We start from the raw sequence: 25,010 nt of genomic DNA, 5'->3' as shown, positions 1-25,010 counted from the left end.
AAAATCCTGTTTTCTCAGCTCTACACGGGATTACCGCGCATCCCGGTCATGCCGCCGCTTTTGACTGCGTTTCTGCTCTTTCTCCGCCTGTTCTTGCTGCTTGACAGCCGCCACCGTTTCGGCTACCCGCTCCGGCCCATAGGCCCGGCACAGCCGGTGATAGTCTCTGGCAGTTTCCTGCAATTCTGCATTTTTACCCTTGACCTCGTCCAACTGCTTTTTCAAATACGGGACCTCCATATCATATTTGCGCTGCAACAGCTCGAATTTCTGGCAGACATCCAGATAAGCCCGGTAAACGGAGCGCACCACCTTGACGATCTTTTCCAGCAGCGGCTTGGACTTTTTCTCCCGGTAGGATTTGGCAGACTCCATTCGATCGGGTAACGGCAGCAAGTCCTCCGGGTCTGAAGAATACTCAGCCGCCAGCTTCTCCATGCTCTTGAGTTTGGGAGCCAGCAGCCGGAGTTCCGTCTGCGCTTCTTTGGCAGATTTTTCCGCCTCGGCCTTCTCTGCCTGAAGCTGGCCGATCTCCGCCTGAACCTCTGATTTTTCTGTTTGCAGCTCTGCCAGCCGCGCCTGTTCTCTTTCCACCTTGAACTGTGTGACTGTCAGATGTTCCTCAGAGCTGCCGCGCTCACCGCGCTCCACATCGGCGTACCCGGCCTCACGCATATACTGGAAGAAATCATCCTGCAACACGCTGTACGATTTTTTGAGAACAGGTTTGCCCTTCGCCGTTTTCAGTGGTTCGCCGGTGGCCTCATCCAGCACCGGCTTGGAAGCCCACTTTTTGCTCATGCTGACCTGCATGACCGTTTCTTTTACCTTGCCTACCAGCGACTTGTCCTTGCACCTCTTGGACCATCGGACCTGCTTCTCCACCACCGGCACATAGACCACATGAAGGTGGTAGTGGTATACATCCTGCCCCAGCGCATCGGACATTGCCCGGTTGCGCTCGTCGGCGTGCATAACTGCCGACAGAATGTACTGTTCGCCGCCCACGATTTTGATTGCAGCCTGGTATGCATCGTGGTAAAATTGTTTTGCGAAGTCGTATCCGCCGTGGTTGAAAAAGTAGGCGGAGTTTACATCGAAGATCAGCTCGCCATAACGGAAAGCGTCCTCTTTGATACCGCGTGTGGAGATGATTCCGTCTGTCTCCATCTGTTCAAACTGCTCCAGATAGCCGCCATCCGGTTGCTTGAAGTGAACATTCAGATGGGAGCGTTCCGGGACTATATCCTGATTGACATACGATTCTTTTTCGCGCTCGTTGTGTTGCTGCGCGTTTTTCAGTTTGGGTGTGGTAAGTCTCATATTTCTTGCACTGGTACGATGGATACCGTCGCCTCTTGCCATAGAACTCCTTTCTCGCCCCACAAGGGGCGGTTGAGATGCGGGTAGCTTTTGGGGAATGCACTTCTGCGGAAGTGTAATAACCCACTATGATACTTTCATCCTGCGGCTGCAAAGTATCGTGGGCTCTCCGAGGGGGTATGCGGCTCCTGCGGGAGCCTCGCCGCCTTTTTCGGCTTGCAGGTGATACCCACAGCCTCAAAATGCGGTGTGACCGGCGTTCTTTTCGCAACTGCGTTTGCTTCCATTCCGCCGCCCACCGGCCGGGAAAATCCACCGGATTCTCCCGGCCTTAGCCATCGCCAAATCTGCGGATTTTTCGATGGGGACGAAGGATGCGGAGGGCGTGTGCTGCCAGCCAATTCGCCTTGTCCGCCAGCCACAGGAGCGTGTCACGCTCCTGTATATGCCAACAGAGAGAAGATTGACTTTTGTGCTGATTTCATCCGCGAGATTAGTATGAAAGTAAACACCTGTTACCAGCGAAAATCCGGGAATACGCCGCGCCGGTCCAGATACTCCTGCCGGGCCTGCTCCCGTTCTTCCGCGCTGGGAGCAGTTTTATATTTGGCATACAGCTCGTGCCGCATCAGGGCGTCCGGCTTCTGCTCCAATCCCTGCCGGATTTCAGCCTCGTATTCGTCATCATAGCCGAGGTGATACTCCACCAGCGCCACGAACAGGTCGTAGGGAATCTGCACATTCTTCATTCGCTTCCGTTCCTCTCCGCGACGGCTGCGACGATAGCGACGGTTGTTTGGGCGGTAGCATTTTCACCGTTGCAACCGTCGCAACCGTCGCGCCCATCCTCAACCACCTCAAAAGACGGAGCCTCCACCAACATATAGGTGAGCTTCACCTGCCGCCCGGCGTGCCGCGCCCTGTTCTCGTAGCCTACATGATACTCTTCCAGCAGCCTGCCGGATTTGACATTCAGATACTTGGTCAGCGCATTTGCCGCCATTCCCACCTGCACCGTTTCGGCCAGCTCCGAGGGTGAGCCTGTCCAATCCTGACGCTCAACGGAGACCAGCTTAGCCACCGCTTCCAGCACCGGGTCCGGCGGTTCCCTGTGCGGCTCCGTTTCCATGCGCTCCAAATTCCAAATCTGCGTTTCCGGGTCCTTTTTCAAGTAGAGAATCTGATCCTGTTGATCGCGTCCCACCACATCAATAGTGGCCTCCAACGCGGTTCGCTTTTTCTTCTGCATCAGCAGGGAGCCGTCCGCGCAGCCCAGCAGGCCCGTGGTGCCGGAGATCATCTCGAAGGCGTCCCCGGCGGGTTGCTTCCGGGTGTGGTGGACAGTCAGCACACAGATGCAGTGCTTGTCTGCAAACTGCTTGAGCTTTCCGACAATCTCATAGTCGCTGGCGTAACTGTACGCTTCGCCGCCCACTTCCCGAATTTTCTGCATGGTGTCAATGATAATGAGTTTAGTGTCTGAATGTTCCCGCATGAAATTCTCCAACTGCTCGTCCAGACCGTTCCCGATTTTTCCGGCAGCGGTGGCAAAGTGCAGATCGGGCGTGTCGTTCACGCCGTACATCATAAACATCCGGTTCTGGATGCGCTGGAAGTCATCCTCCAACGCGAGGTAAAGTACAGTTCCCTGATGGACTTTGCAGCCCCACAGCTCCTGCCCGGTGCTGACATGGTAGGCGATCTGCGCCACCAGAAACGACTTGCCGATCTTGGGCGCGCCCGCCAGAAGATATGCTCCCGAATGGAGCAGATTTTCAATGATAGGCGGGCGGCTTTTGTAGGAGGTCTGAAACAGCTCGGTCATGGTGAGCGTGTGCAGATAGCGCGGGTCAGCCATGCGCTGCATCCTGCGGTACATTTCCTCCAAATCATCCATTTCCCTGTTGCGTTTTGCCTCCGAAGCGGGTATACTGTTGTCAGAATCTTTTTGAATGGACTGCCTCTCATCTGCGCCAACAGATGTATTTCGGGCAGTCTTTTCTTTTGGCTCAATTCCCATAGGCAGCTTCCTCCTGCATTCCGTTCATAATCGTAGCGATCATCTGGATGGTGTCCAGCAGCTCGTCGTTCACGCCCTGCCCGGCCTCAATCCGGCGCAGCTCGTCCAGCACAGCGGCCAGTTCGTCCCGGAGCGCCTTATAGACTCTGGGATTACCCTGCACCACCACATCCCGTTCCAGCAGCCGCCGGGTGATGTAGTCCTGCTTTGTCAGGCCGGACAGCTTGACGAAGATTTCAAGCTGCTCATCCTCCTCCGGGGAGACCCGGAAGGCCACCGTTTTGTTCCGCCAGCGGTTGTGCTTGTCCAAATTCTTTGCCGACATTTTTAATTGCCCCTTTCCATGTTCAATTTATCCGCCATTTCCGTCTGCTTGGACGGAAACAGGTGCGCATAGTTGTAAGTGATGTCAATGCTCTCGTGGCCCACCCGGTCTGCGATGGCCGTAGCTGAAAAGCCCATGTCAATGAGAAGCGATACCGCGCTGTGACGAATATCATGGATTCGGATGCGCGGCACTCCGGCTTCTTTGGCTCCCCGATCCATCTCCCGGTGGAGATAGCTCTTGGTGACGGTGAACATCCGGTCATCCAGCCCGATTCCATAGAGCATTTTGAGATAGTCCTGAATCTCATCCGTCAGAAACTGCGGCATGGTGATGACGCGGTTGCTTTTCTCCGTTTTTGGAGTGGTAATCAGGTCCTGACCGCTCAACCGCTGATAGGATTTATTGATGGAGACAGTGCCTTTCTCAAAATCAAAATCAGCGGGCGTGAGCGCCAGCAGCTCGCCTTCCCGGATGCCGCACCAGTAGAGCATCTCAAAAGCATAGAAGGACTGCGGTTTATCCATCATTACCTCGGCAAATTTCAGATACTCCTCCTTGGTCCAGAACATCATCTCCCGGTTTTTCTTCTTGCCCATGCTGCCCGCCTTCTTGCAGGGATTTTCCCGAAGGTTGTAGTAACGCACCGCATGATTGAAAATAGCGCTGAGCTGATTGTGGACGGTTTTCAGGTACACCGGCGAGTAGGGCTTTCCATTTTCGTTCTTGTAGTTCAGCATCTCGTTCTGCCAGGTGATGATCTGTTGGGCGGTGATGTTGCACATCTTGAGCTTGCCAAAGTAGGGCAGCAACTTGGTGCGGATGATGTGATCCTTGGTGGCCCAGGTGTTTTCCTTGAGCCGGGTTTTCATGTCTGCCGTATAGAGGTCCACGAAGCTCTTGAAGGTCATATCCAGATCGGCGGTGGATTTGTTGAGCTGTTCCCGTTCCCATGCCTGCGCCTCCCGCTTGGTCTTGAAACCCCGCTTCTGGGTCTGTTTGCGCTCGCCGTTCCAGCCGGTATAGCGGTAGACCGCTCGCCAGGTGTTGGTCTTTTCTTCCTTATAGACTGCCATCAGTTACCACTCCTTTCCTTTTCGCCGTAGCACAGCTTCTCATAGAAGAACTTTCGGTTGACTCTGCCGGATATGGTCAAGTAACCGAGGCTTTTCAGTTCCGCGTTGAGTTTCTGTACGATTTTGTAAGCATAGGATTTGGAAACGCCCAATTCCTGCGCCACTTCATCGACCCGCATAAACGACTGTTTTTCTGTCATACACAAAAATACCTTCCTTTCCTTGTCGTGATCGTTTCTTGTTTGCCGTTTCACCCTTCAGACTCTGGCAGGCAACCCTTCCCGGCGCTGTGCCGTTTGCTTTTCTCCTTGGCACGCTCATATCGTTGCCTGCTTCCCCGGAGAAAGTATCTGTCGGACGGTCATTCAGTTTTACTTCGCCTGAAATTCCCCCTCTCACTTTACAACGGACATTTTTTCGCCGTTTTGAGGGTATGCGATTTGTAAAATTTTTGTGACTTAAACTTATTTGCTTATATCATCTTCATTATACTAAGCATAATAGTTAAAGTCAAGCGGTTTGCAGAAAAATATTAAATAAATTTGTTTAGGTTTCTCTTGACTATCCTAAGCATTTCTGCTATGCTGAATCTATCAAGAATCCAGATAGGAGTTGGCCGTTATGGCGATTGGAGAACGCATTCACTTTTTCCGCACCTTGCGGGGCATGACACAAAAATATCTCGGTATGGCACTTGGCTTCCCGGAGAAGTCCGCCGATGTGCGCCTTGCTCAATACGAGAACGGGTCGCGGACTCCCAAGACAGATCTTACTGCCGCGCTGGCACAGATATTGGAGGTCTCTCCCCATGCCCTGGCTGTGCCGGACATCGACTCCTATGTGGGCCTTATGCACACACTCTTTACCCTGGAGGACCGCTACGGCCTGAAAATCTGCGAGTGTGATGGAGAAATACATCTCCGGGTAGATGTGTTCCAGGGCAAGGACGCAGCAAGGCTCCATGAAATGCTCTGCGCCTGGGGAGAGCAGGCGGTCAAGTTGAAGTCGGGGGAAATCAGCAAAGAGGACTACGACCGCTGGCGTTACCGCTACCCGGAGTTTGATACCACAGGCCACTGGCACAAGGTTGTCCCTTCTCAGGGCCTCAGTGATATGCTGGTGGAAGAATTGAAGAAGCAGCCTGGCAAAGATAAGTAAAACGAAAAGAGCTACCTGACTTTCGCAAATCAGGTAGCTCTTTATCTTTGGAATAATGAAAACTGTTGCCAAATCGTTGCCACGAAGGGCATTAAGCCTTGAAAAACCCAGTAATCACGGGCCTTTTCAGCTCTCTGAAATCATTCCCATTCAATCGTGCCAGTGGGCTTCGGTGTCAGGTCATAACATACACGGTTGACACCAGAGACCTCGCTGGTAATCCGCTTGGTAATGTGTTGCAGCAGAGCAAACGGAACGTCCTCCACGGTGGCGGTCATGGCATCCTTGGTATTCACCGCGCGGATGATGACAGGCCACTCGTCAGCCCGCTTGTTGTCCCGGACACCCACAGATTTAAAGTCGGGCACGATGGTGAAATACTGCCACACCTTGCCCTCCAGGCCGTTCTTGGCAAACTCCTCCCGCAAGATGGCATCAGACTCCCGGACTGCCTCCAGCCGATCCCGAGTAATGGCTCCCAAGCAACGCACACCTAGGCCGGGGCCGGGGAAGGGCTGACGGTATACCATGCCGTCGGGCAGGCCCAGGGCCTTGCCCACCACGCGCACCTCGTCCTTGAACAGGAACTTCAAGGGCTCTACCAACTCAAACTGCAGGTCCTCCGGCAGGCCACCCACGTTGTGATGGGCCTTCACCGGGCCGCTCTCCAGAATGTCAGGGTAAATGGTGCCCTGGGCCAGGAACTGGATACCCTCCTGCTTGCGGGCTTCCTCCTCAAACACCCGGATGAACTCGGCACCGATGATCTTCCGTTTCTGCTCGGGTTCAGCCACACCGGCCAGCTTATCCAGGAAGCGGTCCACTGCGTCCACATAGACCAGGTTGGCATCCATCTCGTCCCGGAACACTTTGACCACCTGCTCTGGCTCCCCTTTGCGGAGCAGACCATGGTTGACGTGAACACACACCAACTGCTTACCCACTGCCTTGATAAGCAGGGCGGCCACCACCGAGGAGTCCACACCGCCGCTGAGAGCCAGCAACACCTTCTTATCCCCTACCTGGGCCTGGATCTCCGTCACCTGTTGGGCGATGAACGCTTCCGCCAGGGCGGGGGTGGTAATGCGCTCCATGTTCTCAGGACGCTTATTGCTTTCCATTCCGGTTCCTCCTTATTCTCTATGTGGGATGAAACTCCGCAGCATACCATCAGGCTCTGTGGGCCAACAGCCCCAGCCTAACGGGGCTTATTGGAATTGATTATATCATGCCGTGCCAGGTTTGTACAGCGTTTGTGCTGTCCGCTCTCATCAATGGCTTTGGCCTGGATCCATCCTGCGCAGTACTGGCCAGGGCCCTGCTTGCTCTTTTGCTGGTCATGACTCCCGGCCTAAAATCGCAAAACGCGTGCCGCAGAACCGCGGCACGCGTTTTTATTCTTGTTCCTTATCCCCTTGACGCTTGGCGGTATACCGAGCCTTCTGCTCTTCCACAATCTGCTCAAAATATTGGGTGCGATAGTGGATGACCTTGAAATAGCCGTCGATCTCCTCCGGCGTGCAATATTGGGACATGGCAATGATAAAATCGCTGGTCACCCGGCGTTCGTAGAGAATGTGCTGTTGGTGAGCCTGCTCCCCTTTGGAGGTGAGGAACAAGTTGCGCTCCTTCTGGTTGGCCTGGTTCACCCGCTGCTCCACATAGCCCCCCTGCTCCAGGTGGGAGAGCATGGTGGATACTGTACCCTTGGTGCGAAAGATCAGCTTGCAGATCTCCTTAGCGGTGATTCCCGGCCTACGGTGGATAAAGCCCAGGATATGGGCCTCGATCTCGTTGATGAAACGGCTCCCATCGTAGTCCTTGGGCAGAGATTGGTACACCGACATAATCATCTGATTGCGGAACACAACGTTCACCTTTTCATCCAGATTAGCAAACACCTCACTGATGTCCTTGCTTTTGACGCTCAAGCTCTTCCCTCCGCCTCTGCCCGCCGGGCAGGACCCGGCATGTGACACGACACCATGCGATCTTTTTGAGGGTATTGTACTAGATTGCGCCACGCCTGTCAATCAGACTGAAATGTGGAGATGATTCCCATGCGAATCACTGATATGGACTTTCGTTCCCCTATGAAAGGTTATGATCCCTACCTGCGTCGGCACCCCCATGGGTACCCTCACCGCTATGCTACCGGTAGCCTTCCCCCTGTCCGAGAGCACCGGTCTCAGCCCGGACATCGCCGCCGCCAAGGGCGCGCTGGTATCACTCCAGAGCAGATCATCCTCCCTGCAATTGGATTCTATAATGGGGAAGCCGGTCTTTTTTCAGGGGCATTTCCCCGAAGCCTGCCACCGGCCCCGTCTTTCTTTGTGCTGGTACGTGTTGCTTTTGACCTGTTCTGCTCACTTATGAGGTACCAGTTCAGTACACACCCTTTCTGCCGCCGGACAGAGTGCTGCTGGTATATGACTATAGCAGCGCCCAGTATCCCATCCCATCGAAAAACGGCCGCCCATGGGCGGCCGTTTTTCGATTTTGCCAGCTCCAAAAGATCGCTCTGGCTGTTCTGCCACATTACCCGTTTCTCCAAAGATAACACCCAACATAATCATGTCTCCGGCTCGGAATCCTCCTCCCAGGGTTCTCGCTCCGGCATGGGGCAGTGATCCCGCAACAGGGTCCGCAGGAAAAAGTTTGACAGCAGGCAGGGAACAGAAAATCCCAGCGCAAGGACGTAGATCAGGCTAATGGGCAGCTCCAGGATGCCGAACGCCAGCAGGCCGTATCCCAGGACTGCCGCCACGATGGGCCGCAGGGGCTTGCCTAGCCCCAAAGCCAGAGCCAGACTCAGAGCCGACCGCAGAGGAAGCCCCGCCCCCAAAGCGCCATACAGGCAGCCGGAGGACAGAAGGGTCACCAGAAAAATGGTGGAACAGACCAGGAAGGGCAGATACATCACCGGGTTTTCAGCTGCCCGGATGAGATAGAACCAGACGCCAAAGCCAGAGGCCGCCATAGGCACCGCAGTGAGGAAAAAGGCCGCGTAGGATTGCTTCCAGAAGGTACGGAAGGCGGTACGGTAGTCGTAAAAGCACAGCACCGGTTTGTCCAGCATCATCTTTCGGATCACCTGGTTCATGGCAAAAATTGCCGGCGGAATGGTGACCACCGGAATACAGCAGGCCACAAACAGAAGATTGAGCAGAAAAATAGAACCCACTTCCAGTTGAATGATTTGCAACAGCCGGGCAGGGCCGGTCTTTTCCGGCTCGTCCGGACGAATCCCCGGCCCGGGAACATTATAGTCTTTGTGGAAAAACAAATGGATCCCTCTCTTTCGTCCACAACATTATTATTGTGACCATATCACACCAGGCAGAGCAATTCAATAGCAATAAACTGATGGTATAGGTAATTTATTGATATACCCCATCAGAGATGCGGATCAATCATCTTTTTACCTATACAATCAACAAATTACTGTTGCACGGAAAGGCTTACCATGCTATTCTTGGTGCCGAAGAGATCGGTCCCGGCGCTGTCCGTTTATCTGGCGGCGCAAAAGCATCAATATTTTACCCGCTTGATCAACGATATGGAGGTTATGGAATATGGCTAGCATTTCTTTCCGGCACGTCAACAAGACCTACCCCGGCAATGTGACCGTGGTACCCGACCTGAACCTGGAGATCCAGGACAAGGAATTCGTCATTCTGGTAGGCCCCTCCGGCTGCGGCAAGTCTACTACCCTGCGGATGATCGCCGGTCTGGAGGACATCACCAGCGGCGAGCTGTACATCAACGACCGGCTGGTCAACGACGTGGCGCCTAAGGACCGGGACATCGCCATGGTGTTCCAGAACTACGCCCTCTACCCCCACATGACCGTATATAAGAACATTGCTTTCGGCCTGATCCAGCAGAAGGTGCCCAAGGATGAGATCGACCGCCGGGTCCACGAGGCCGCCCGGGCCTTGGATCTGGAGCAGCTGCTCAACCGCAAGCCCAAGGCCCTTTCCGGCGGCCAGCGGCAGCGCGTCTCTCTGGGCCGGGCCATGGTGCGTAACCCCGCCGTCTTCCTGCTGGACGAGCCTCTGTCCAACCTGGACGCCAAGCTCCGCACCGCCATGCGGGCCGAGATCAGCCGCCTGCACAAACGCCTTCAGACCACCTTTGTGTACGTCACCCACGACCAGACCGAGGCTATGACCATGGGCGACCGTATCGTGGTTATGAAGGAGGGCATCATCCAGCAGAACGACGCTCCCCAGGTGCTGTACGACTACCCCTGTAACCTGTTTGTGGCCGGCTTCATCGGCTCCCCCCAGATGAACTTCCTGGATGCCACGGTAGTCAAGCAGGGCAACGGCTTTGCGGTCCAGGTGTGCGGCAGCACCGTGGATCTGCCCGCCCGTATGAACGAGGCTGTGGCTCCCTACGCTGGAAAGACTGTGGTGCTGGGCATCCGCCCCGAGGATGTGATTGCCGCCGATGCCGGCCAGGGCCCTGCCGACGGCATGACCTCCACCGTGGAAATCGCCGAGCTGATGGGCGCGGAGATCAGCCTCCACGTGGACTGTCAGGGTAACCGGATCGTCATCCGCACCGAACCCACCTTCAAGGGCAGAGAGGGCGACACCGCCATCCTCAGCTTCAAAAATGAGAAGATCCATCTCTTTGACAAGGAGACGGAGATGGCCATTGCCCACTGAGCGAAGAATACCTTGCCGGTGGACCGCAGGGACAGGAGGGGGCATTTCACCCGCTCCTGTCCCTCTTTTTGGAGGAATACGTTATGATCTCCCCTTTAGATAAAGCCCGCGAGGTTCGCCCCGCTCCCCCCGGCCAGGCAATGGAAGGCCTGCTGGTCCTCACCTCCGCCCGGATGCTTCCCCTGCCCTCCGGCGGCTCCTGGGAGGGCTACGCCGGCGATCTGCAATGCTGGCTGGTGGGTGCGGTCCAGGGTACAGTAACCGTGGCCTCTTACGCCCAGAGCGACGTACTGGCCCCTGGCCAGGCTCTGGCCCTTTGGCAGTGCGGAGCCTTCACCTTACAGTCGGTGGGCGACAGCCAGTGTATCCTGCTCCAGCTTCAGGGGGAGCTGCCCGGCCGACTGCTGGCGGACCGTCTTACCAACGGCGCGGCCTTCTTCCCCAGAGGGGCAGTAGCGGTACGGGAGGTGGCCCGTTCCCTCTTCGTGCTGGAGGACGAAGGCGCCCCGGCCGGAGGCGCCACAGCATCCGCTTACGCCTACACTATGTTGGCCAACCTCATCAGTTCCCCTACCGCCCCGGAGTATGGGCAAGAGGGCTCCCTTTCCACCCTGGTGGAAGCCGCCGTGGGCATCATACAGGAGGAGTTCCCCTTCCTGGAGGGCTTGGACGAGCTGGCCGACCGGCTGGAGGTATCCAAGGCCCACCTGATCAGGACCTTCAAAAAAAAGACCGGAGTTTCCCCCGGGCGATATATCACCCATCTGCGGGTGGAGTACGCCAAGCTGCTACTCCAAGGGGAAGATCCCTCCATCACCTACGTTGCAGAAGCCGCGGGCTTTGCCAGCGCCAATTATTTTGCCAAGGTATTCCGCCGGGAGACCGGCATGTCCCCCGGAGAGTATGTGGAGACCCTGCCCCGTGAGGAGCGTAAGCGTCCCGTCCGGCGGGATCCCTTCCTGTGGTAAAAGGATCTCACAGCACATTATGATATATTGAATTTCTGAGTTTGGAAATTCATTTGCCTTGCGTTTCGAGAGAATTTCTCCTTTTTACAGGTGTACTCCCGGTTTAGTTTCGTTATATTGCACAATTTTAACGTCGTTATAATTATTTATTTCACAAAAATATTTAAAATATACCATTTTGTCGCATAATATGCACGCAAGGCGCATTATGCTGTATCTTGGTATATTTAGACGGTACACTTCCATGTACAGTTTTACCATTTCATTATATGATGGTAACAATTTTACGGCACCTTTTTGGTGCTGTTGTAAGGATAAAAGAGTAAAAAGGAGGAGAGATGTCATGAAAAGAGTACCACGCATGTTGGCGCTGCTGCTGGCGGCGGTGCTGATCGTCTCCCTTGCCGGGTGTGGTTCGTCGGATGGAAAGACCCATCTGACCTTCCAGATCTGGGACGTGGGACAGCGGGACGGCATGCAGGCCATGTGCGATGCTTACACTGCCAACGTGAATCCCGATGTGGTGATCGAGGTCCAGGTCACCAGCTGGAGCGAATACTGGACCAAGCTGGAGGCCGCGGCGGAGAGCAATACCCTGCCCGACCTGTTCTGGATGCACACCGACCAGATCCTGTATTACTCCGAGTTCGGAATGCTGGCCGACGTCACCGACCTGTTCCCCTACGAGGAGCACTACAGTGATATCTCCATCAGCAACGCCCAGGGTACCGACGGCCGGATGTACGGCGTGCCCAAGGACAAGGACAACATCTGCCTGATCTATAATAAGGAGATGTTTGACGCCGCCGGGATCGCCTACCCCGACGAGACCTGGACCTGGACCGACCTGGAGACCGCTTCCCAGGCCATCTACGACGCCACCGGCAACTACGGCTACATGGCCTACAACGACGAGCAGCTGGGCTACCACAACTTCGTCTATCAGAACGGCGGCTGCATCCTCACCGAGGACAAGACCAAGGGGGGCTTCGACCTGGAGGCCACCCGGGAGGCCGTTAAGTATTACGTAAACCTGCAAAGCTACGACTGGTGTCCTGACCAGGCCTACTTTGCCGAGACCACCCCCGGCACTGCCTTCTTCTCCGGCAAGGGCGCCATGTTCCTGGAAGGCAGCTGGAACCTTCTGGCTCAGATGAGCAACTACCCCGACATGGTGGGCAAGTGGGACGTGGCGGTGCTGCCCGCCGCGCCCGACCCCGTGGAGGGTGACGGCCGGGCCACCATCTCCAACGGCCTGACCTACGCCACCGGCGCCCACGGCAAGAACCTGGAGATCTGCCTGGACGTGCTGAAGTACTTCGCCGATGAGGAGGCCCAGCGCATCCAGGGCGAGTCCGGCGCCGCCATCCCCGCTTATGAGGGACTGGAGGATACCTGGATCAGCGCTTTCGACCAGTTTGACTATCAGCTGGACCTGGATGGGGCCATTATGAGCCAGTTTGACTACTGCGTGCAGTACGTCAACAACTCCGCCCGACCCAAGTGGAAGAGCGGCGTGGTGGACATCATGACCAGCATCTACAACGGCTCGGTGGACATTGACACCGGTCTGGACAACATCCAGAACCTGATCAACACCGAGACCGCCAAAAAGCTGGCCGATTCCTGATAGGAGGGGCGAGATATGGGAAAAAAGGCAATGAGGCTGTCCGCCGCCGCCCGGCGGGAACAGAATTGGGGCTATCTGATGATCGCCCCTACCATCATCGGCCTGGTCGTGCTCAACCTGTGGCCATTCATCCAGACCATCTACACCAGCTTCTGTGAGCACCTGGGCTTCGGCAACTATAAGTTTATCGGTATAGACAACTATGTGGAAATGTTCCAGAACCCGGAGGTCTGGCGGGCCACCTGGAATACCATCCTGTTCTGTATTCTCACCGTGCCCGTGGGACTGTTCTTGTCCCTGCTGGTGGCCATGCTGCTCAACGCCAAGATCCGCGGCAAGGGCGCGTTCCGCACCATCTTCTTCCTGCCCATGGTGTGCGCTCCCGCCGCCGTGACCATGGTGTGGCGCTGGATCTTCAACAGCGACTACGGTATCCTCAACCAGATTTTTGGCACCCACATCAACTGGATTACCGACTCCAAGTTCGTCATGATCGCCTGCGCTATCGTGGCCATCTGGAGCAACATCGGCTACGACGCCGTGCTGCTGCTGGCCGGCCTGCAAAACATCTCCAAGAGCTACTATGAGGCCGCCGAGATCGACGGCACCAGCAAAGTCAACCAATTCCTGCAGATCACCCTGCCCATGGTCTCCCCCACCCTCTTCGTGGTCATGATCATGCGGCTCATGTCTTCCATCAAGGTCTACGACCTGATCTATATGATGGTGGAGGATACCAACCCGGCATTGACGTCGGTACAAAGCCTGATGTACCTATTCTACCGGGAGACCTTCGTGGCCGGCAGCCGCGGCTCCGGTGCCGCCATCGTAGTGTGGACCGTTGCCATTATCGGCATTATCACTGTCATCCAGTTCGTTGGCCAGAAGAAGTGGGTCAATTATGATGTGTAAAGGAGGGGAACAGGAATGAAACGCAGCTCTTTGCAACGCTCAAAGCAACTGACCACCGCGCTTACCTACGTGTTCCTGATCCTGGGCGCCATCATCATGATCTTCCCCTTCGTGTGGATGATCCTGACCAGCTTCAAGACCCAGACCGAAAGCATGCAGATCCCCCCGGTGATCTTCCCGTCCCAGTGGAACCTGAGCAACTTTGTGGACGCCATTGCGTCCCTGCCCTTCGTCAACATGTATGTGAACACCGCCCTGATGATCCTGTTCCGGGTGATCTGCGCCGTGGTGTTCAGCTCCATGGCGGGCTATGCCTTCGCCAAGCTGCACTTCAAGGGAAAGAACATCCTCTTCGGTCTGATCCTGGTGCAGATGTCCCTGCCCTCTCAGATCTTCATCCTGCCCCAGTACCAGATGGTGGCCAAGCTGGGCATGGCCAACAGCATTTTCGCCCTGGTGTTCCCCGGCATCGTGTCCGCCTTCGGCACCTTCTTCCTGCGGCAGACCTATATGGGCATCCCCACCGAGATCGGCGAGGCCGCCTGTCTGGACGGGTGCAACCAATTTGAGACCTTCGTCAAGGTCATGTTCCCCTTGACCGGCACCTCCGTGGCTGCCCTGACCATCTTTACCGCCGTATTCGCTTACGGCGATCTGATGTGGCCTCTGGTGGTCAACTCCGACCTGAATATGATGACCCTGTCCTCCGGACTTGCCACCCTGCGCGGCCAGTTCTCCACCAACTTCCCTGTTCTGATGGCCGGCAGCCTGCTTGCCATGCTGCCTATGGTGATCCTGTACATGATTTTCCAACGCCAGTTTATCGAAGGAATCGCCAACACCGGAGGAAAATAATCCGTTTACTCCCCTCTTATGGCGACAGCCTCTGCACTGGTTTCTGACCTGCCTGCCGGGGCTGTCGCGTTTTTACAAAATCTCCGGTCGGCTATTGAATCTGGCTTGAATATCGCTTAGAATGATTGTGCTGCATACCTCCCCCTTTGGGGAACACAATAGATTTTTCTTTGCGAGGAGTCTTTTATGATTTTCCAAGATACTGAAAAGAACATCTTTACCCTGCACACCCGAAACAGCACTTATCAGATGAAGGCAGACCCCAACGGCGTCCTGCTCCATCTCTACTACGGCCCCAGAATCAGCGACTGCGATCTATCCCCGCTGATCCGGTTTGCCGACCGGGGCTTTTCCCCCAACCCCGCCGAGGTAGGAAACGACCGCACCTATTCCCTGGACACCCTGCCCCAGGAGTATTCCGGCTCGGGAGCCGGCGACTTCCGCCTGCCCTCTCTGGAGCTGGAGCTTTCCGACGGCAGCTGGGTGGCCGACCTGCGGTATGTAGAGGCCCGGGTGGAAAAGGGCAAATATAACCTGGAGGGGCTTCCTGCCTTTTACGCCCCTCAGGAGGAAGCCGAAACCCTGATCATCACCATGGAGGACGCTACCTCCCATGTACGGGTGGACCTGCTCTACGGCGTGCTTGAGGCCTGCGACCTCATCACCCGAGCGGTACGCATCGAAAACCGCGGGGACGCTCCGGTCCGCATCCGCCGGGCCGCATCCCTGTGTCTGGACTTCCAGGGCGCCGATCTGGATTTCATTACCTTTGACGGCGGTCATGTGAAGGAGCGGGGGCTCAACCGCACCCGGCTGCGCTCCGGCGTGCAGTCGGTGGGTAGCATCCGGGGCATCTCCAGCCACCAGCACAACCCCTTCGTGATGCTGTGCCAGCCGGGGGCCGACGAGGAGCACGGGACCTGCTACGGCGCCGCTCTGTTGTACAGCGGCAACTTTGAAGCTGCCGTGGAGCGTAGCCAGTTTGAGGATGCCCGGCTCACCCTGGGCATCCACCCCTTCCACTTCTGTTGGCTGCTGGAACCCGGTCAGAGCTTTACCACCCCAGAGGCCGCTCTGGTCTGCTCTCCCAACGGCTTCAGTCAGATGAGCCGTCAGTTCCACAAGGCCATCCGGACCCACCTGGTCCGGGACGTGTGGCAGAACCGGCGTAAGCCTGTTCAGATCAACAGCTGGGAGGCCTTCTATTTCGACTACGACCACCAGCGGCTGCTCCAGTTTGCCAAGGAGGCCGCCAGTCTGGGTATCGAGATGTTTGTCCTGGACGACGGCTGGTTTGGCCACCGGGACAACGACTCCAGCAGTCTGGGAGACTGGTGGGCCAATGAAAAAAAACTCCCCGGCGGCCTTTCCGGCCTGTCGGCGGAGATCAAGGCCCTTGGCCTGGAGCTGGGCCTGTGGATCGAACCGGAGATGGTATCCGAGGATAGCCAGCTCTATCAGGATCACCCCGACTGGGTCCTTAACCCGCCGGGCCGTCCCTATACCCGGGGCCGGTTCCAGCTGGTGCTGGACTTCACCCGGGCCGAGGTGCGGGACTATGTGTTCCAGGCCCTGCAGGCCCTGCTGGACAGCGCCGAGATCTCCTATCTGAAGTGGGATATGAACCGGGCCCTTACTCAGGTCTGGTCCGCCGCCCTTCCTACGGAGCGCCAGGGCGAGGTTTACCACCGCTATGTGCTGGGAGTCTATGACCTGCTGGAGCGGTTCCGCCAGGCAAATCCCAACACTCTCATCGAGGGTTGCTCCGGCGGCGGCGGGCGGTTCGATATGGGTATGCTGTACTACACCCCCCAGATCTGGTGTAGTGACAACACCGACGCCATCGACCGGCTCTCCATCCAGTACGGCACCTCCTTCGCCTATCCCCCCTTCACCATGGGGGCCCACGTTTCCGCTGTGCCCAATGAGCAGACCGGTCGGAGCGTGCCTCTGGAGACCCGGGGAACCGTAGCCCTGTCCGGTTCCTTTGGCTACGAGATGGATCTGAGTAAGCTGTCTGATCAGGAGAAGGCGCTGGTGGCCCGGCAGATCCGGGACTACCAGGAGAGCTATGACCTGGTACAGAAAGGCGACTATTTCCGGCTGACCGCTCCCTCCGCCGACGGGGCGCCCACCGCTTGGGCCCACGTGTCTCCTGACAAGCGGACCGCACTTTTATGTGTGGTATCCGGTCAGACCCACGCCGGTCCGCCCTTCCGGCGCCTCCGGCTGCGGGGCCTGGAGCCCGGGCTGCGGTATCGCCTGACCGGTGACGACATGCTGTGGCCCGGCGACGTTTTGATGCAGGCCGGTTATCCTCTCCCCATACTAGGAGAATATCAATGTCTCCGACTCTTACTGAAGGCGGAATAACAGAAAGGGCTGGCCGCATATTCTGTGGCCAGCCCTTTATCTCTTTTCACTCTGTATCAAAGATCGTTTCTTGTTCTGAGCCCGCCACTTCTGGGGCGGCAGCCCGTAGCGTTTTTTGAAGGCGCGGGAGAAGTGGAACTGGTTGGAATAGCCGCACCGCACCGCAATCTCGCTGATGGGGGCACTGCTGCTGCTCATCAGCTCGGTGGCCTTGGCCAGCCGTACGCCGATCAGGAACTCCTGGGGGGGACACCCCATGTTTTCCTTAAACAGTTTGCTAAAATAGCTGCGGTTGAGCCGGCAAGCGTCAGCCACCTCCTCCACCGTCAGATTGCGCTGGTAGTTCTGCTCGATATAATTGACCGCCTCCTGGATGTAGAAGTCCTTGAGCTGGTTCCCCTGGGCGCTGAGCCGGGTGGAGGATGAACGCACCAGGGCGTCCACAAACAGATACAGATAGCCGATCAGGTGGAGCGCAGAGGCATTAGGGTGCTCCGCGATGTAGAGCATCAGGTCCCGGACCTCGGTGCTCTGGGCCATGCTGTCCGCCCGATAAATGGGCTGGGCGGCGGTGAGCCCGGCATACCGCAGAGACTCTGAGGCATGGAGACCGTCAAATTCGATCCACACATACTTCCAGGGATCGCGCTCGTCGGCAAAATAGGTGTTGATGAGCCCAGGACAGATGAGGAATCCCTGTCCCGCCTGCAATTCATACCTCCGGGTAGTGACGCCGTCCTCTTCCGTGGAATCCAGGGAGCCCCGACCGGAGATAACATAGTGGAAAAGATAGTGGTTCCGGATAAAGGGTCCAAAGGATTGCAGGGGCTGGCACTGCTCATAGCCGTGTTGAAACATGCGCAGATCCAGAAAATTCTCATTTGGAAAGATGGAAAAAGAGAATTCACCCATAGGATTTCCCCCTGACGGTATCAGATCTTTATCGTCAGTATATCATAGATATCGTGGAACACCAAGGGAAACAGTATATGATTTCTTAAAAACGCCCGCCTCACCGCTGTTAGCCGGAAGGAAAGGCAGGAAAGGAGAGCGGTTATGCCCAAGCTCTATTATAAGGAAGCACAACGACAGGCCCAGAAGGAATTTCGCGCCTGTACCTCCCGTGGAAAATATCCCTATCTTCCCGTCCTGGACGATTTCGTGTCCAGGGACCGGCTGAATCGAGGAGTAGACCTGGGGCAGCTCCAGATCCCCCTGGAGTTTGTGGTGGGGACCTGCACCGGCTTCCGGACCAACGCCTTCGCCCGGAACTTCATGCCCCTGCTGGAGGAGGACTCGGAGTTCGCCGGCAAATGGCAGGCTCTCAGCCAGGCCCATGTGGAGGAGGGCATCCGGGACCCCATCAAGGTGTACGAATACATGAACCGCTACTACGTGCAAGAGGGTAACAAGCGGGTCAGCGTGCTGAAATTCTTTGGCGCCGACATGGTCAGCGCCTTCGTAACGCAGATCCTGCCCGAGCGTAACGGCAGCCGTGAGGTGGAGCTCTACTACGAACTGCTGGACTTTACCCGGATCAGTCGAATCAGCTACCTGGAATTCTCCAGGCCAGGCAGCTATCTCCGGCTCCAGCAGCTGCTGGGAAAGGCCCCCGAGGAGCGTTGGACCGAGGATGAGCGACGGGACTTTGCCTCGGCCTATTACGCTTTTCGTCAAGCCTATGAAACCCACGGTGGGAATCATTTGTCCTCCACGGTGGGAGACGCTATGCTGGCGGTGATCCAGGTCTATGGGTATCAGGCCCTCCATAACAAGCTGCCCGCTGAGATTAGCCACGTGGTATCCAGCCTTTGGGAAGAGATCGTATTGCAGCAGCAGGAGGAGCAGATCGACGTCAAGCTGACTCCTGAGGAAAAGAAGCCTGGCATTTTGGCAAAGGTCCTCTCCTCCGGGGACAAGAGCGCCCTGCGGGTGGCCTTTGTTCACGACAAAACCCCCACGGAATCAGGCTGGACCAACAGCCATGAGCAGGGCCGGCTCCATGTCCAGCGGGTCTTTGGAGATGCCATCCGGACCACCCCCTACTTCAACGCTCTGGATGCCGATCCTCTGGCTGTTATCCAGCAGGCTATCCAGGACGGCAACACCGTCATCTTTACCACTTCGCCCCGGCTGTTGCCTGCCTCCCTCCGGGCGGCGGTGGAACAGCCCCGGGTCACCATTCTCAACTGCTCTCTGAACAAATCCCACCGCTACATCCGCACCTACTATGCCCGGATGTACGAGGCCAAATTCATCATCGGGGCCATCGCCGGTAGCCTGGCCGGGGTGGACAACGTGGGTTATCTGTGCGATTACCCAATTTATGGCCAGATCGCCGGAATCAATGCCTTTGCCCTGGGGGTACAGATGGTGAATCCCCGCACCAAGGTCTACCTGGAGTGGTCCACCGTGGGCGGGACCGAAGCCGCCATTCAACGGCTGACCCAGCGAGGCATCCGCCTGATCTCCGCCCGGGATCTGACCCGGAAGGGGGATCGGAACTGGACCAGCTTTGGCCTGTGTCTCATCTCCGGCGAGGACCGGGTGGTCCTGGCAGCGCCAGTGTGGAAATGGGGGACTTATTACGAGGCTATGCTCCGGCGGATCCAGGACAAATCCTTCCAGACAGAGTACAAGGAGAGCGAAAAGGCCCTGAACTACTATTGGGGCATGTCCGCGGGGGTGGTGGCCCTGGGCTGCACCGACAAGGTGCCACCCAGCACCCGAAAACTGGCGGAACTGCTGCAAAACTGCATCCAGGCAGACCTCTACTACCCTTTCCGGGGCAAGCTCTACGCCCAGGGCGGCAAGATCCTGGAGGGCGATTTGACCCCGGAGCAAATCATAGGCATGGACTGGCTGGCAGAGAATATTGTAGGCTCTATCCCGGACTACGAGGAGCTGAACGAGACCGGCAAGGCTACAGTGGACATGGTGGGAGTGGAGGCGGCCTCCAAGGACAAGCGGTGAGGCCCCGTCGACCTCGGCCCCAATTTCAGCCGCTTTCTGCCGTAAGGCAAATCCGCCCCGGCATACCAGCCCCGGCGGAGAACGAACCGGAAGGAGAATATTATATGACAAACATCCCATGCCCGCACTGCGGCAGCCCTGTCACAGTACGGGGAAACCGCTGGGAGTGCGACTAGTGCGGCGATTTTGGAGCTCTCTCCTCCTTGCGCCCGGCGGAAAGAGCCAAGCTGATCCGGGCCAAGAACCAATCCCAACAGGTAGAGTTCCTTGCCACCGTGTCTGACCGCACCCGCCCAGAGGCAAAGAAAAGCTCTGCCACAGAGGATACGGTATAAAGCAGGGACTTCACCAATCCCTCACGCTTTCTCACGATCCCATTGTCTTTTCAGAATCGCAAATACCCGCTGCGAACCTGTAGGTTACGTAGCGGGTATTTTATATCGAACCATTCAGACGCTTGTATGGGCTGGCCGGATGCGGTAAAATGATGTCTACTGAATGAACCGTCGATGTGTCGTCCCGCTGGAACGCCTGGCTTTTCCGGCGGAAGCATGATAATAGCACCACTCAGATAAACGGAAAGGAGTGTCCAGTATGCCCATGCTTGGCGCTGTTCTGACCCCACACCCGCCAGTGCTCCTGCCCGAGGTAGGCAGAGGCCGGGAGCGGGAGATCTCCGCTACCGGACAGGCCATGGAGGTCGCGGCAGAGACCGTTGCCCGGTGGGATCCCGACGTGCTTATCGTGGCCTCTCCCCACACCATCCTGTACAGGGACTATTTTCACATCGCTCCGGGCACCGGAGCCTCCGGCGACATGTCCGCCTTTGGCGCGCCCCAGGTGCGCATCGAGGCCCGCTATGACCGCGCGCTTCGGGAAGAACTCATCCGCCAAGCCAGTGAGGCTGGCCTTGCGGCCGGCACTCTGGGCCAGCGGGACGGCTCGCTGGATCATGGCGTTTTGATTCCCCTTTACTATCTCCGCAAGGCAGGGGTCACCTGTCCTATGGTACGCATGGGCCTGTCCGGCTTCTCCGCCCTGGACCACTACCGCCTGGGCCAGTGCGTTGTCCAAGCGGTGGAGGCCCTGGGCCGCCGGGCGGTGTTTGTTGCCAGCGGCGATCTCTCCCATAAACTGAAGTCCGACGGTCCTTACGGTTTTGCTCCGGAGGGGCCGGTGTTCGACCAGGCGGCGACCGAGGCTATGGCCTCGGGAGATTTCTTGCGCTTTCTTACTATGGACCCCGCACTCTGCGAGCGGGCAGCGGAGTGCGGCCTGCGCTCTTTTCAGATCATGGCCGGGACTCTGGACGGACTGGCGGTAGAGCCCCAGCTGCTCAGCCACCAGGACACCTTCGGCGTAGGCTATGCCGTGGCTCTGTTTCCGGTGACCGGCAAGGATGACAGCCGTCGGTTCGCCGCACCCTGTGCGCAGGCAAAGCGTAACCGGCTGAAGGAGCGCCGGGCCGTTGAGGACCCCTGGGTACGGCTGGCCCGGCTCTCCCTGGAGACCTATGTACGCACCGGCCAGTCGTTGGATGGCCTGCCCGACGGCCTGCCGGAGGAGATGACAACGCAAGCGGCAGGGGCCTTTGTCTCCCTCCATGTGGACGGGCAGCTGCGGGGCTGTATCGGCACCATCTCCCCCACCCGAAAAAATGTGGCCCTGGAGATCGTTCAAAACGCCGTGTCCGCCGGCCTCCGGGACCCCCGCTTCCCCGCCGTCAGGCCTGACGAACTGGATACCCTGGAATACAACGTGGACGTGCTGGGGGAGCCCGAGCCGGTGGACTCCCCCAGCCAGCTGGACCCAAAGGAATACGGCGTCATCGTCAGCCACGGACAGCGGCGCGGCCTGCTGCTGCCCGATCTGGACGGGGTGGACACGGTTGAGCGGCAACTGGAGATCGCCCGGCAAAAGGGGGGCATCCGCACCGGGGACCCCTATCAGATCCAGCGGTTCAAGGTGGTGCGGCACCGATGAGCGCTCAATGTGAGCTGTGCTTTCACCACTGCGTGCTGGGGGAGTGCCAGACCGGAGTCTGCCGTGCCCGGGCCAACCGGGGCGGGCATATTGTGCCCCTCAACTACGGAAGGCTGACCGCCCTCGCCCTGGATCCTATCGAAAAAAAGCCGCTGCGCCGGTTTTATCCCGGCAGCGTGGTACTATCGGCAGGCAGCTTTGGCTGTAACCTCCGCTGCCCTTTCTGCCAAAATGCCGAGATCGCAGCGGCGGGGGCGGATATCCCCACCCTCTCCCGCTCCCCGGAAGCCCTGGTGCAAGATGCCCTTCTCCTTCGGGACCAGGGCAACATCGGGATAGCCTATACCTACAACGAGCCTCTGGTGGGCTACGAGTACGTGCGGGACTGCGCCGTTCTGGTCCATGAGGCTGGCATGGTCAACGTGCTGGTAACCAACGGCACCATCGAGGCGGAACCATGGACAGCTTTGCTCCCCTATTTGGACGGTGTCAACATCGACCTGAAGGGGTTCACCTCGGACTGGTATCGCCGTCTGGGGGGAGATCTGGAGGTGGTGAAGCGGTCTATCACCCTTGCCGCTCAACACTGTCATGTGGAGATCACCACCCTGATCGTACCCGGGGAAAACGACAGCGCGGAAGAGATGGAGACCCTGTCCGACTGGCTGTCCTCGGTCTGCCCGGATATCCCCTTACACGTCTCCCGTTTCTTTCCCCGCCACCGCATGGCTGGCCGGCTGCCCACCCCGGTCGGAACCGTCTACCGCCTGGCGGATGTTGCCCGGACCCACTTGCGGTATGTGTATACTGGAAACTGCTGACACGATCCCACCGGTTCAGGCCTTTGTTAAAATAGCGGGCGAAACTGACGGCTTTGATTGGTGGTCTTTTGCCTCGCCGGGCGGTATACTGACAGGCAGAACGATCACAAGGAGGTACAGCTATGAGTTTGGGAAGCAGTCTGTATCACGCCAGAAAAAAGAGCGGTTTGTCCCAGGAGAATGTGGCCGAAAAGCTGGGGGTCAGCCGTCAGACCATCTCCAAATGGGAGACCGGCGAGACCCTGCCGGATATCCGCCAGTCCAAAGGACTGGCCATGCTTTATCACATGACTCTGGACGAACTCATTGAGTATGATTTTGACGAAGCCCAGGCCCAGCAGATGATTGACAGCGTCAGCGATGAGGCTCAGTCCAGGATCGACTGGAATAAGGTGTGGAGTAAAAAGTACCCGGTGCTGTCCACCTATCATCAGAAGGTGCGAATCGGCGACTACGCTCCCCCCTTGCAGGAGCTACTCACCCGTCTGCGGGTGGAATACGGCTACAATAATACCGACGCCCTGCTGGTGTTGAAGGATATCCTGGCTCGGGTATGGAAGGGGCAGTTGTAAACCGGGACGCTCACCAGGGCCGAGCCGCTTTTATGCCCGGTGTCCCTTGCCCTCCCGGATCATCTCCAGCGACAGCCCCTGACAACTGCCCCGATGGATTCTACCTGCTGGGGATGCTGTACTGCAAAAGATCTCCTTCGGAAAGTGGGTACGGCGGTAAGTACCAGAGGCCCTCCCGGCCCAGTTCATAACCATAGGTCCTGAGCATTATGAGATATACCACATAGATATTTGCTATCGTAGATTGTCGGTGGTACAATTTAGGTAAAGAAACAAACCCTGGTTTGACAGGCAGGAGGTATGGCATATGGCAGTGAAGCAGACTGCTGGCAGAGACGCTCTGGGGCAGTTCGCCCCCAAATTCGCGGAATTGAACGACGATGTACTATTCGGCCAGGTATGGAGCCGGGAGGAGAAGCTTTCCCTCCGGGACCGCTCCCTTGTGACGGTAGTGGCCCTGATGGCTCAGGGGTTGGTGGACAGCTCCTTCCAGTACCATCTGTCCACCGCCAGGAAAAATGGCATCACCCGCCAGGAGATTTCGGAGATCCTAACCCACGCCGCCTTTTACGCCGGCTGGCCCAAGGCTTGGGCGGCCTTCCGCATGGCCAAGGAGGTGTGGGCCGAAGAGGAAAGTGGGGACGGCAGGACCGCCCACCAGAATCAGATGGTGTTCCCCATCGGCCGGCCCAACGACGGCTTTGCTCAGTATTTTGTGGGCCAGAGCTACCTCCACCCTCTCTCCACCGCTCAGGTGGGGGTGTACAACGTAACTTTTGAGCCGGGCTGCCGCAACAACTGGCATATCCACCAGGCCAGCCGCGGCGGCGGACAGGTGCTGCTTTGCGTAGCCGGACGGGGCTGGTACCAGGAGTGGGGCCAGGAGGCCCGGACCCTGAACCCTGGGGACGTAGTCAACATCCCCGCGGGGGTGAAGCACTGGCACGGAGCGGCAGCGGACAGCTGGTTCTCCCACCTGGCCCTGGAGGTGCCGGGCGAGGACTGTTCCAGCCAGTGGCTGGAACCGGTGTCCGATGCGGACTATCACAGCCTGGGCTGACCTTGGTATCTGCTTCCGGGCTGCAAGGCAAGTCGGCCATCTCTATCGCTCAATACGATAAAATGGACCTGCCGCACTGCGCGGTAGGTCCATTTTTCATTTTCCGGTTTCGGCGTTGTCATCCCCGGCACTTGGCCAGCAGGGCCTCCCATTTTTCGTCCACATAGTCCTGGGCGGCCTTCAGGGTCCACTCGTTGCCCGGCTGGAAGCAGTGCTTGAACCGGCCCTGGAGCTTCATGAATTCGGTAACGGGGAGTTTTTTCTTGGGTTCATAGGAGAGCATCC

22 protein-coding genes are annotated in these 25,010 nt (G+C 57.4%); 12 read left to right on the top strand and 10 right to left on the bottom strand.

From position 1 onward, the window contains the following. Positions 1-30 precede the first annotated feature (30 nt). The 6 genes from H6B51_RS08830 to H6B51_RS08805 form a co-directional block, all read right to left on the bottom strand. The gene (locus H6B51_RS08830; protein WP_204883332.1) at positions 31-1,365 is read right to left on the bottom strand and encodes a plasmid recombination protein; all 1,335 of its coding nucleotides are present in this window, start codon (positions 1,363-1,365) and stop codon (positions 31-33) included. 473 nt (positions 1,366-1,838) lie between these two features. Then, complete coding sequence (locus H6B51_RS08825; RefSeq protein WP_204883331.1) at positions 1,839-2,072, bottom strand: complexin-2; 234 nt, start codon at positions 2,070-2,072, stop codon at positions 1,839-1,841. Further along, positions 2,069-3,343, bottom strand: a complete 1,275-nt coding sequence (locus H6B51_RS08820) for an AAA family ATPase (RefSeq protein WP_204883330.1) — start codon at positions 3,341-3,343, stop codon at positions 2,069-2,071. Before H6B51_RS08820 ends, H6B51_RS08825 begins: the two co-directional genes overlap by 4 nt. Next, entirely contained in the window at positions 3,333-3,668 is a 336-nt protein-coding gene (locus H6B51_RS08815; protein WP_087271873.1) for a plasmid mobilization protein, read from the bottom strand. Before H6B51_RS08815 ends, H6B51_RS08820 begins: the two co-directional genes overlap by 11 nt. A gap of 2 nt (positions 3,669-3,670) precedes the next feature. Continuing rightward, complete coding sequence (locus H6B51_RS08810) at positions 3,671-4,744, bottom strand: site-specific integrase (protein WP_204883329.1); 1,074 nt, start codon at positions 4,742-4,744, stop codon at positions 3,671-3,673. Continuing rightward, positions 4,744-4,944: a DNA-binding protein gene (locus H6B51_RS08805; protein WP_087271879.1), complete on the bottom strand. Its 201-nt coding sequence runs from the start codon at positions 4,942-4,944 to the stop codon at positions 4,744-4,746. Before H6B51_RS08805 ends, H6B51_RS08810 begins: the two co-directional genes overlap by 1 nt. Before the next feature lie 421 nt (positions 4,945-5,365). Between H6B51_RS08805 and H6B51_RS08800 the strand changes: the two genes are divergently transcribed. Next, complete coding sequence (locus H6B51_RS08800; protein ID WP_087271882.1) at positions 5,366-5,902, top strand: helix-turn-helix domain-containing protein; 537 nt, start codon at positions 5,366-5,368, stop codon at positions 5,900-5,902. A gap of 140 nt (positions 5,903-6,042) precedes the next feature. Here H6B51_RS08800 and guaA read toward each other — a convergent pair whose 3' ends face one another. The 3 genes from guaA to H6B51_RS08785 all read right to left on the bottom strand — a co-directional run bounded on the left by guaA (position 6,043) and on the right by H6B51_RS08785 (position 9,188). Beyond that, positions 6,043-6,996: a glutamine-hydrolyzing GMP synthase gene (gene guaA / locus H6B51_RS08795; protein WP_418055062.1), complete on the bottom strand. Its 954-nt coding sequence runs from the start codon at positions 6,994-6,996 to the stop codon at positions 6,043-6,045. A 300-nt stretch (positions 6,997-7,296) separates the two neighbouring features. Next, complete coding sequence (locus H6B51_RS08790) at positions 7,297-7,833, bottom strand: MarR family winged helix-turn-helix transcriptional regulator (protein WP_204883327.1); 537 nt, start codon at positions 7,831-7,833, stop codon at positions 7,297-7,299. A 641-nt stretch (positions 7,834-8,474) separates the two neighbouring features. Beyond that, positions 8,475-9,188, bottom strand: coding sequence for a DUF624 domain-containing protein (locus H6B51_RS08785; RefSeq protein WP_204883326.1), 714 nt, complete (start codon positions 9,186-9,188; stop codon positions 8,475-8,477). A gap of 289 nt (positions 9,189-9,477) precedes the next feature. Between H6B51_RS08785 and H6B51_RS08780 the strand changes: the two genes are divergently transcribed. From H6B51_RS08780 to H6B51_RS08755, 6 genes are all read left to right on the top strand, one after another. After that, a complete protein-coding gene (locus H6B51_RS08780; RefSeq protein WP_204883325.1) occupies positions 9,478-10,578 on the top strand; it encodes an ABC transporter ATP-binding protein in 1,101 nt (366 codons plus the stop codon). An 83-nt stretch (positions 10,579-10,661) separates the two neighbouring features. Further along, the gene (locus tag H6B51_RS08775) at positions 10,662-11,546 is read left to right on the top strand and encodes a helix-turn-helix domain-containing protein (RefSeq protein ID WP_204883324.1); all 885 of its coding nucleotides are present in this window, start codon (positions 10,662-10,664) and stop codon (positions 11,544-11,546) included. Between the two features lie 343 nt (positions 11,547-11,889). Then, positions 11,890-13,176: an ABC transporter substrate-binding protein gene (locus H6B51_RS08770; protein WP_204883323.1), complete on the top strand. Its 1,287-nt coding sequence runs from the start codon at positions 11,890-11,892 to the stop codon at positions 13,174-13,176. Between the two features lie 15 nt (positions 13,177-13,191). Beyond that, entirely contained in the window at positions 13,192-14,088 is an 897-nt protein-coding gene (locus H6B51_RS08765) for a carbohydrate ABC transporter permease (RefSeq protein ID WP_243421207.1), read from the top strand. 15 nt (positions 14,089-14,103) lie between these two features. Then, on the top strand, positions 14,104-14,943 hold the full coding sequence (locus H6B51_RS08760; RefSeq protein WP_204883322.1) for a carbohydrate ABC transporter permease: 840 nt from the start codon (positions 14,104-14,106) through the stop codon (positions 14,941-14,943). A 186-nt stretch (positions 14,944-15,129) separates the two neighbouring features. Continuing rightward, complete coding sequence (locus H6B51_RS08755; protein WP_204883321.1) at positions 15,130-17,316, top strand: alpha-galactosidase; 2,187 nt, start codon at positions 15,130-15,132, stop codon at positions 17,314-17,316. A 36-nt stretch (positions 17,317-17,352) separates the two neighbouring features. On the opposite strand, the gene H6B51_RS08750 is transcribed toward H6B51_RS08755, so the two are convergent. Next, the gene (locus tag H6B51_RS08750) at positions 17,353-18,228 is read right to left on the bottom strand and encodes an AraC family transcriptional regulator (RefSeq protein WP_204883320.1); all 876 of its coding nucleotides are present in this window, start codon (positions 18,226-18,228) and stop codon (positions 17,353-17,355) included. 144 nt (positions 18,229-18,372) lie between these two features. On the opposite strand from H6B51_RS08750, the gene H6B51_RS08745 reads away from it, so the two are divergent. The 5 genes from H6B51_RS08745 to H6B51_RS08725 all read left to right on the top strand — a co-directional run bounded on the left by H6B51_RS08745 (position 18,373) and on the right by H6B51_RS08725 (position 24,725). Then, positions 18,373-20,289 (top strand): BMP family ABC transporter substrate-binding protein, encoded by a 1,917-nt coding sequence (locus tag H6B51_RS08745; protein WP_204883319.1) that lies wholly within the window; start codon positions 18,373-18,375, stop codon positions 20,287-20,289. A 594-nt stretch (positions 20,290-20,883) separates the two neighbouring features. Continuing rightward, a complete protein-coding gene (gene amrA, locus H6B51_RS08740) occupies positions 20,884-22,272 on the top strand; it encodes an AmmeMemoRadiSam system protein A (RefSeq protein WP_204883318.1) in 1,389 nt (462 codons plus the stop codon). Further along, on the top strand, positions 22,269-23,093 hold the full coding sequence (gene amrS, locus H6B51_RS08735) for an AmmeMemoRadiSam system radical SAM enzyme (RefSeq protein WP_204883317.1): 825 nt from the start codon (positions 22,269-22,271) through the stop codon (positions 23,091-23,093). The genes amrA and amrS overlap by 4 nt, the downstream gene beginning before the upstream one ends. A 122-nt stretch (positions 23,094-23,215) precedes the next feature. Then, entirely contained in the window at positions 23,216-23,665 is a 450-nt protein-coding gene (locus tag H6B51_RS08730) for a helix-turn-helix transcriptional regulator (protein WP_204883316.1), read from the top strand. A 307-nt stretch (positions 23,666-23,972) separates the two neighbouring features. Continuing rightward, a complete protein-coding gene (locus H6B51_RS08725; protein WP_204883315.1) occupies positions 23,973-24,725 on the top strand; it encodes a carboxymuconolactone decarboxylase family protein in 753 nt (250 codons plus the stop codon). The last annotated feature ends 285 nt before the right edge of the window (positions 24,726-25,010 follow it).

This window comes from Pseudoflavonifractor phocaeensis (assembly GCF_016901955.1).
In the GTDB taxonomy this organism is placed as follows: Bacteria; Bacillota; Clostridia; order Oscillospirales; family Oscillospiraceae; genus Flavonifractor; species Flavonifractor phocaeensis_A.
This window is presented reverse-complemented; position numbering and strand designations above follow the sequence as displayed.

Excerpts from the sequence above, each read along its gene's own strand:
- H6B51_RS08830 (WP_204883332.1), bottom strand. The coding sequence starts at position 1,365 with ATGGCAAGAGGCGACGGTATCCATCGTACCAGTGCAAGAAATATGAGA.
- H6B51_RS08825 (WP_204883331.1), bottom strand. The coding sequence starts at position 2,072 with ATGAAGAATGTGCAGATTCCCTACGACCTGTTCGTGGCGCTGGTGGAG.
- H6B51_RS08820 (WP_204883330.1), bottom strand. The coding sequence starts at position 3,343 with ATGGGAATTGAGCCAAAAGAAAAGACTGCCCGAAATACATCTGTTGGC.
- H6B51_RS08815 (WP_087271873.1), bottom strand. The coding sequence starts at position 3,668 with ATGTCGGCAAAGAATTTGGACAAGCACAACCGCTGGCGGAACAAAACG.
- H6B51_RS08810 (WP_204883329.1), bottom strand. The coding sequence starts at position 4,744 with ATGGCAGTCTATAAGGAAGAAAAGACCAACACCTGGCGAGCGGTCTAC.
- H6B51_RS08805 (WP_087271879.1), bottom strand. The coding sequence starts at position 4,944 with ATGACAGAAAAACAGTCGTTTATGCGGGTCGATGAAGTGGCGCAGGAA.
- H6B51_RS08800 (WP_087271882.1), top strand. The coding sequence starts at position 5,366 with ATGGCGATTGGAGAACGCATTCACTTTTTCCGCACCTTGCGGGGCATG.
- guaA (WP_418055062.1), bottom strand. The coding sequence starts at position 6,996 with ATGGAGCGCATTACCACCCCCGCCCTGGCGGAAGCGTTCATCGCCCAA.
- H6B51_RS08780 (WP_204883325.1), top strand. The coding sequence starts at position 9,478 with ATGGCTAGCATTTCTTTCCGGCACGTCAACAAGACCTACCCCGGCAAT.
- H6B51_RS08775 (WP_204883324.1), top strand. The coding sequence starts at position 10,662 with ATGATCTCCCCTTTAGATAAAGCCCGCGAGGTTCGCCCCGCTCCCCCC.
- H6B51_RS08770 (WP_204883323.1), top strand. The coding sequence starts at position 11,890 with ATGAAAAGAGTACCACGCATGTTGGCGCTGCTGCTGGCGGCGGTGCTG.
- H6B51_RS08765 (WP_243421207.1), top strand. The coding sequence starts at position 13,192 with ATGGGAAAAAAGGCAATGAGGCTGTCCGCCGCCGCCCGGCGGGAACAG.
- H6B51_RS08760 (WP_204883322.1), top strand. The coding sequence starts at position 14,104 with ATGAAACGCAGCTCTTTGCAACGCTCAAAGCAACTGACCACCGCGCTT.
- H6B51_RS08755 (WP_204883321.1), top strand. The coding sequence starts at position 15,130 with ATGATTTTCCAAGATACTGAAAAGAACATCTTTACCCTGCACACCCGA.
- H6B51_RS08750 (WP_204883320.1), bottom strand. The coding sequence starts at position 18,228 with ATGGGTGAATTCTCTTTTTCCATCTTTCCAAATGAGAATTTTCTGGAT.
- H6B51_RS08745 (WP_204883319.1), top strand. The coding sequence starts at position 18,373 with ATGCCCAAGCTCTATTATAAGGAAGCACAACGACAGGCCCAGAAGGAA.
- amrA (WP_204883318.1), top strand. The coding sequence starts at position 20,884 with ATGCCCATGCTTGGCGCTGTTCTGACCCCACACCCGCCAGTGCTCCTG.
- amrS (WP_204883317.1), top strand. The coding sequence starts at position 22,269 with ATGAGCGCTCAATGTGAGCTGTGCTTTCACCACTGCGTGCTGGGGGAG.
- H6B51_RS08730 (WP_204883316.1), top strand. The coding sequence starts at position 23,216 with ATGAGTTTGGGAAGCAGTCTGTATCACGCCAGAAAAAAGAGCGGTTTG.
- H6B51_RS08725 (WP_204883315.1), top strand. The coding sequence starts at position 23,973 with ATGGCAGTGAAGCAGACTGCTGGCAGAGACGCTCTGGGGCAGTTCGCC.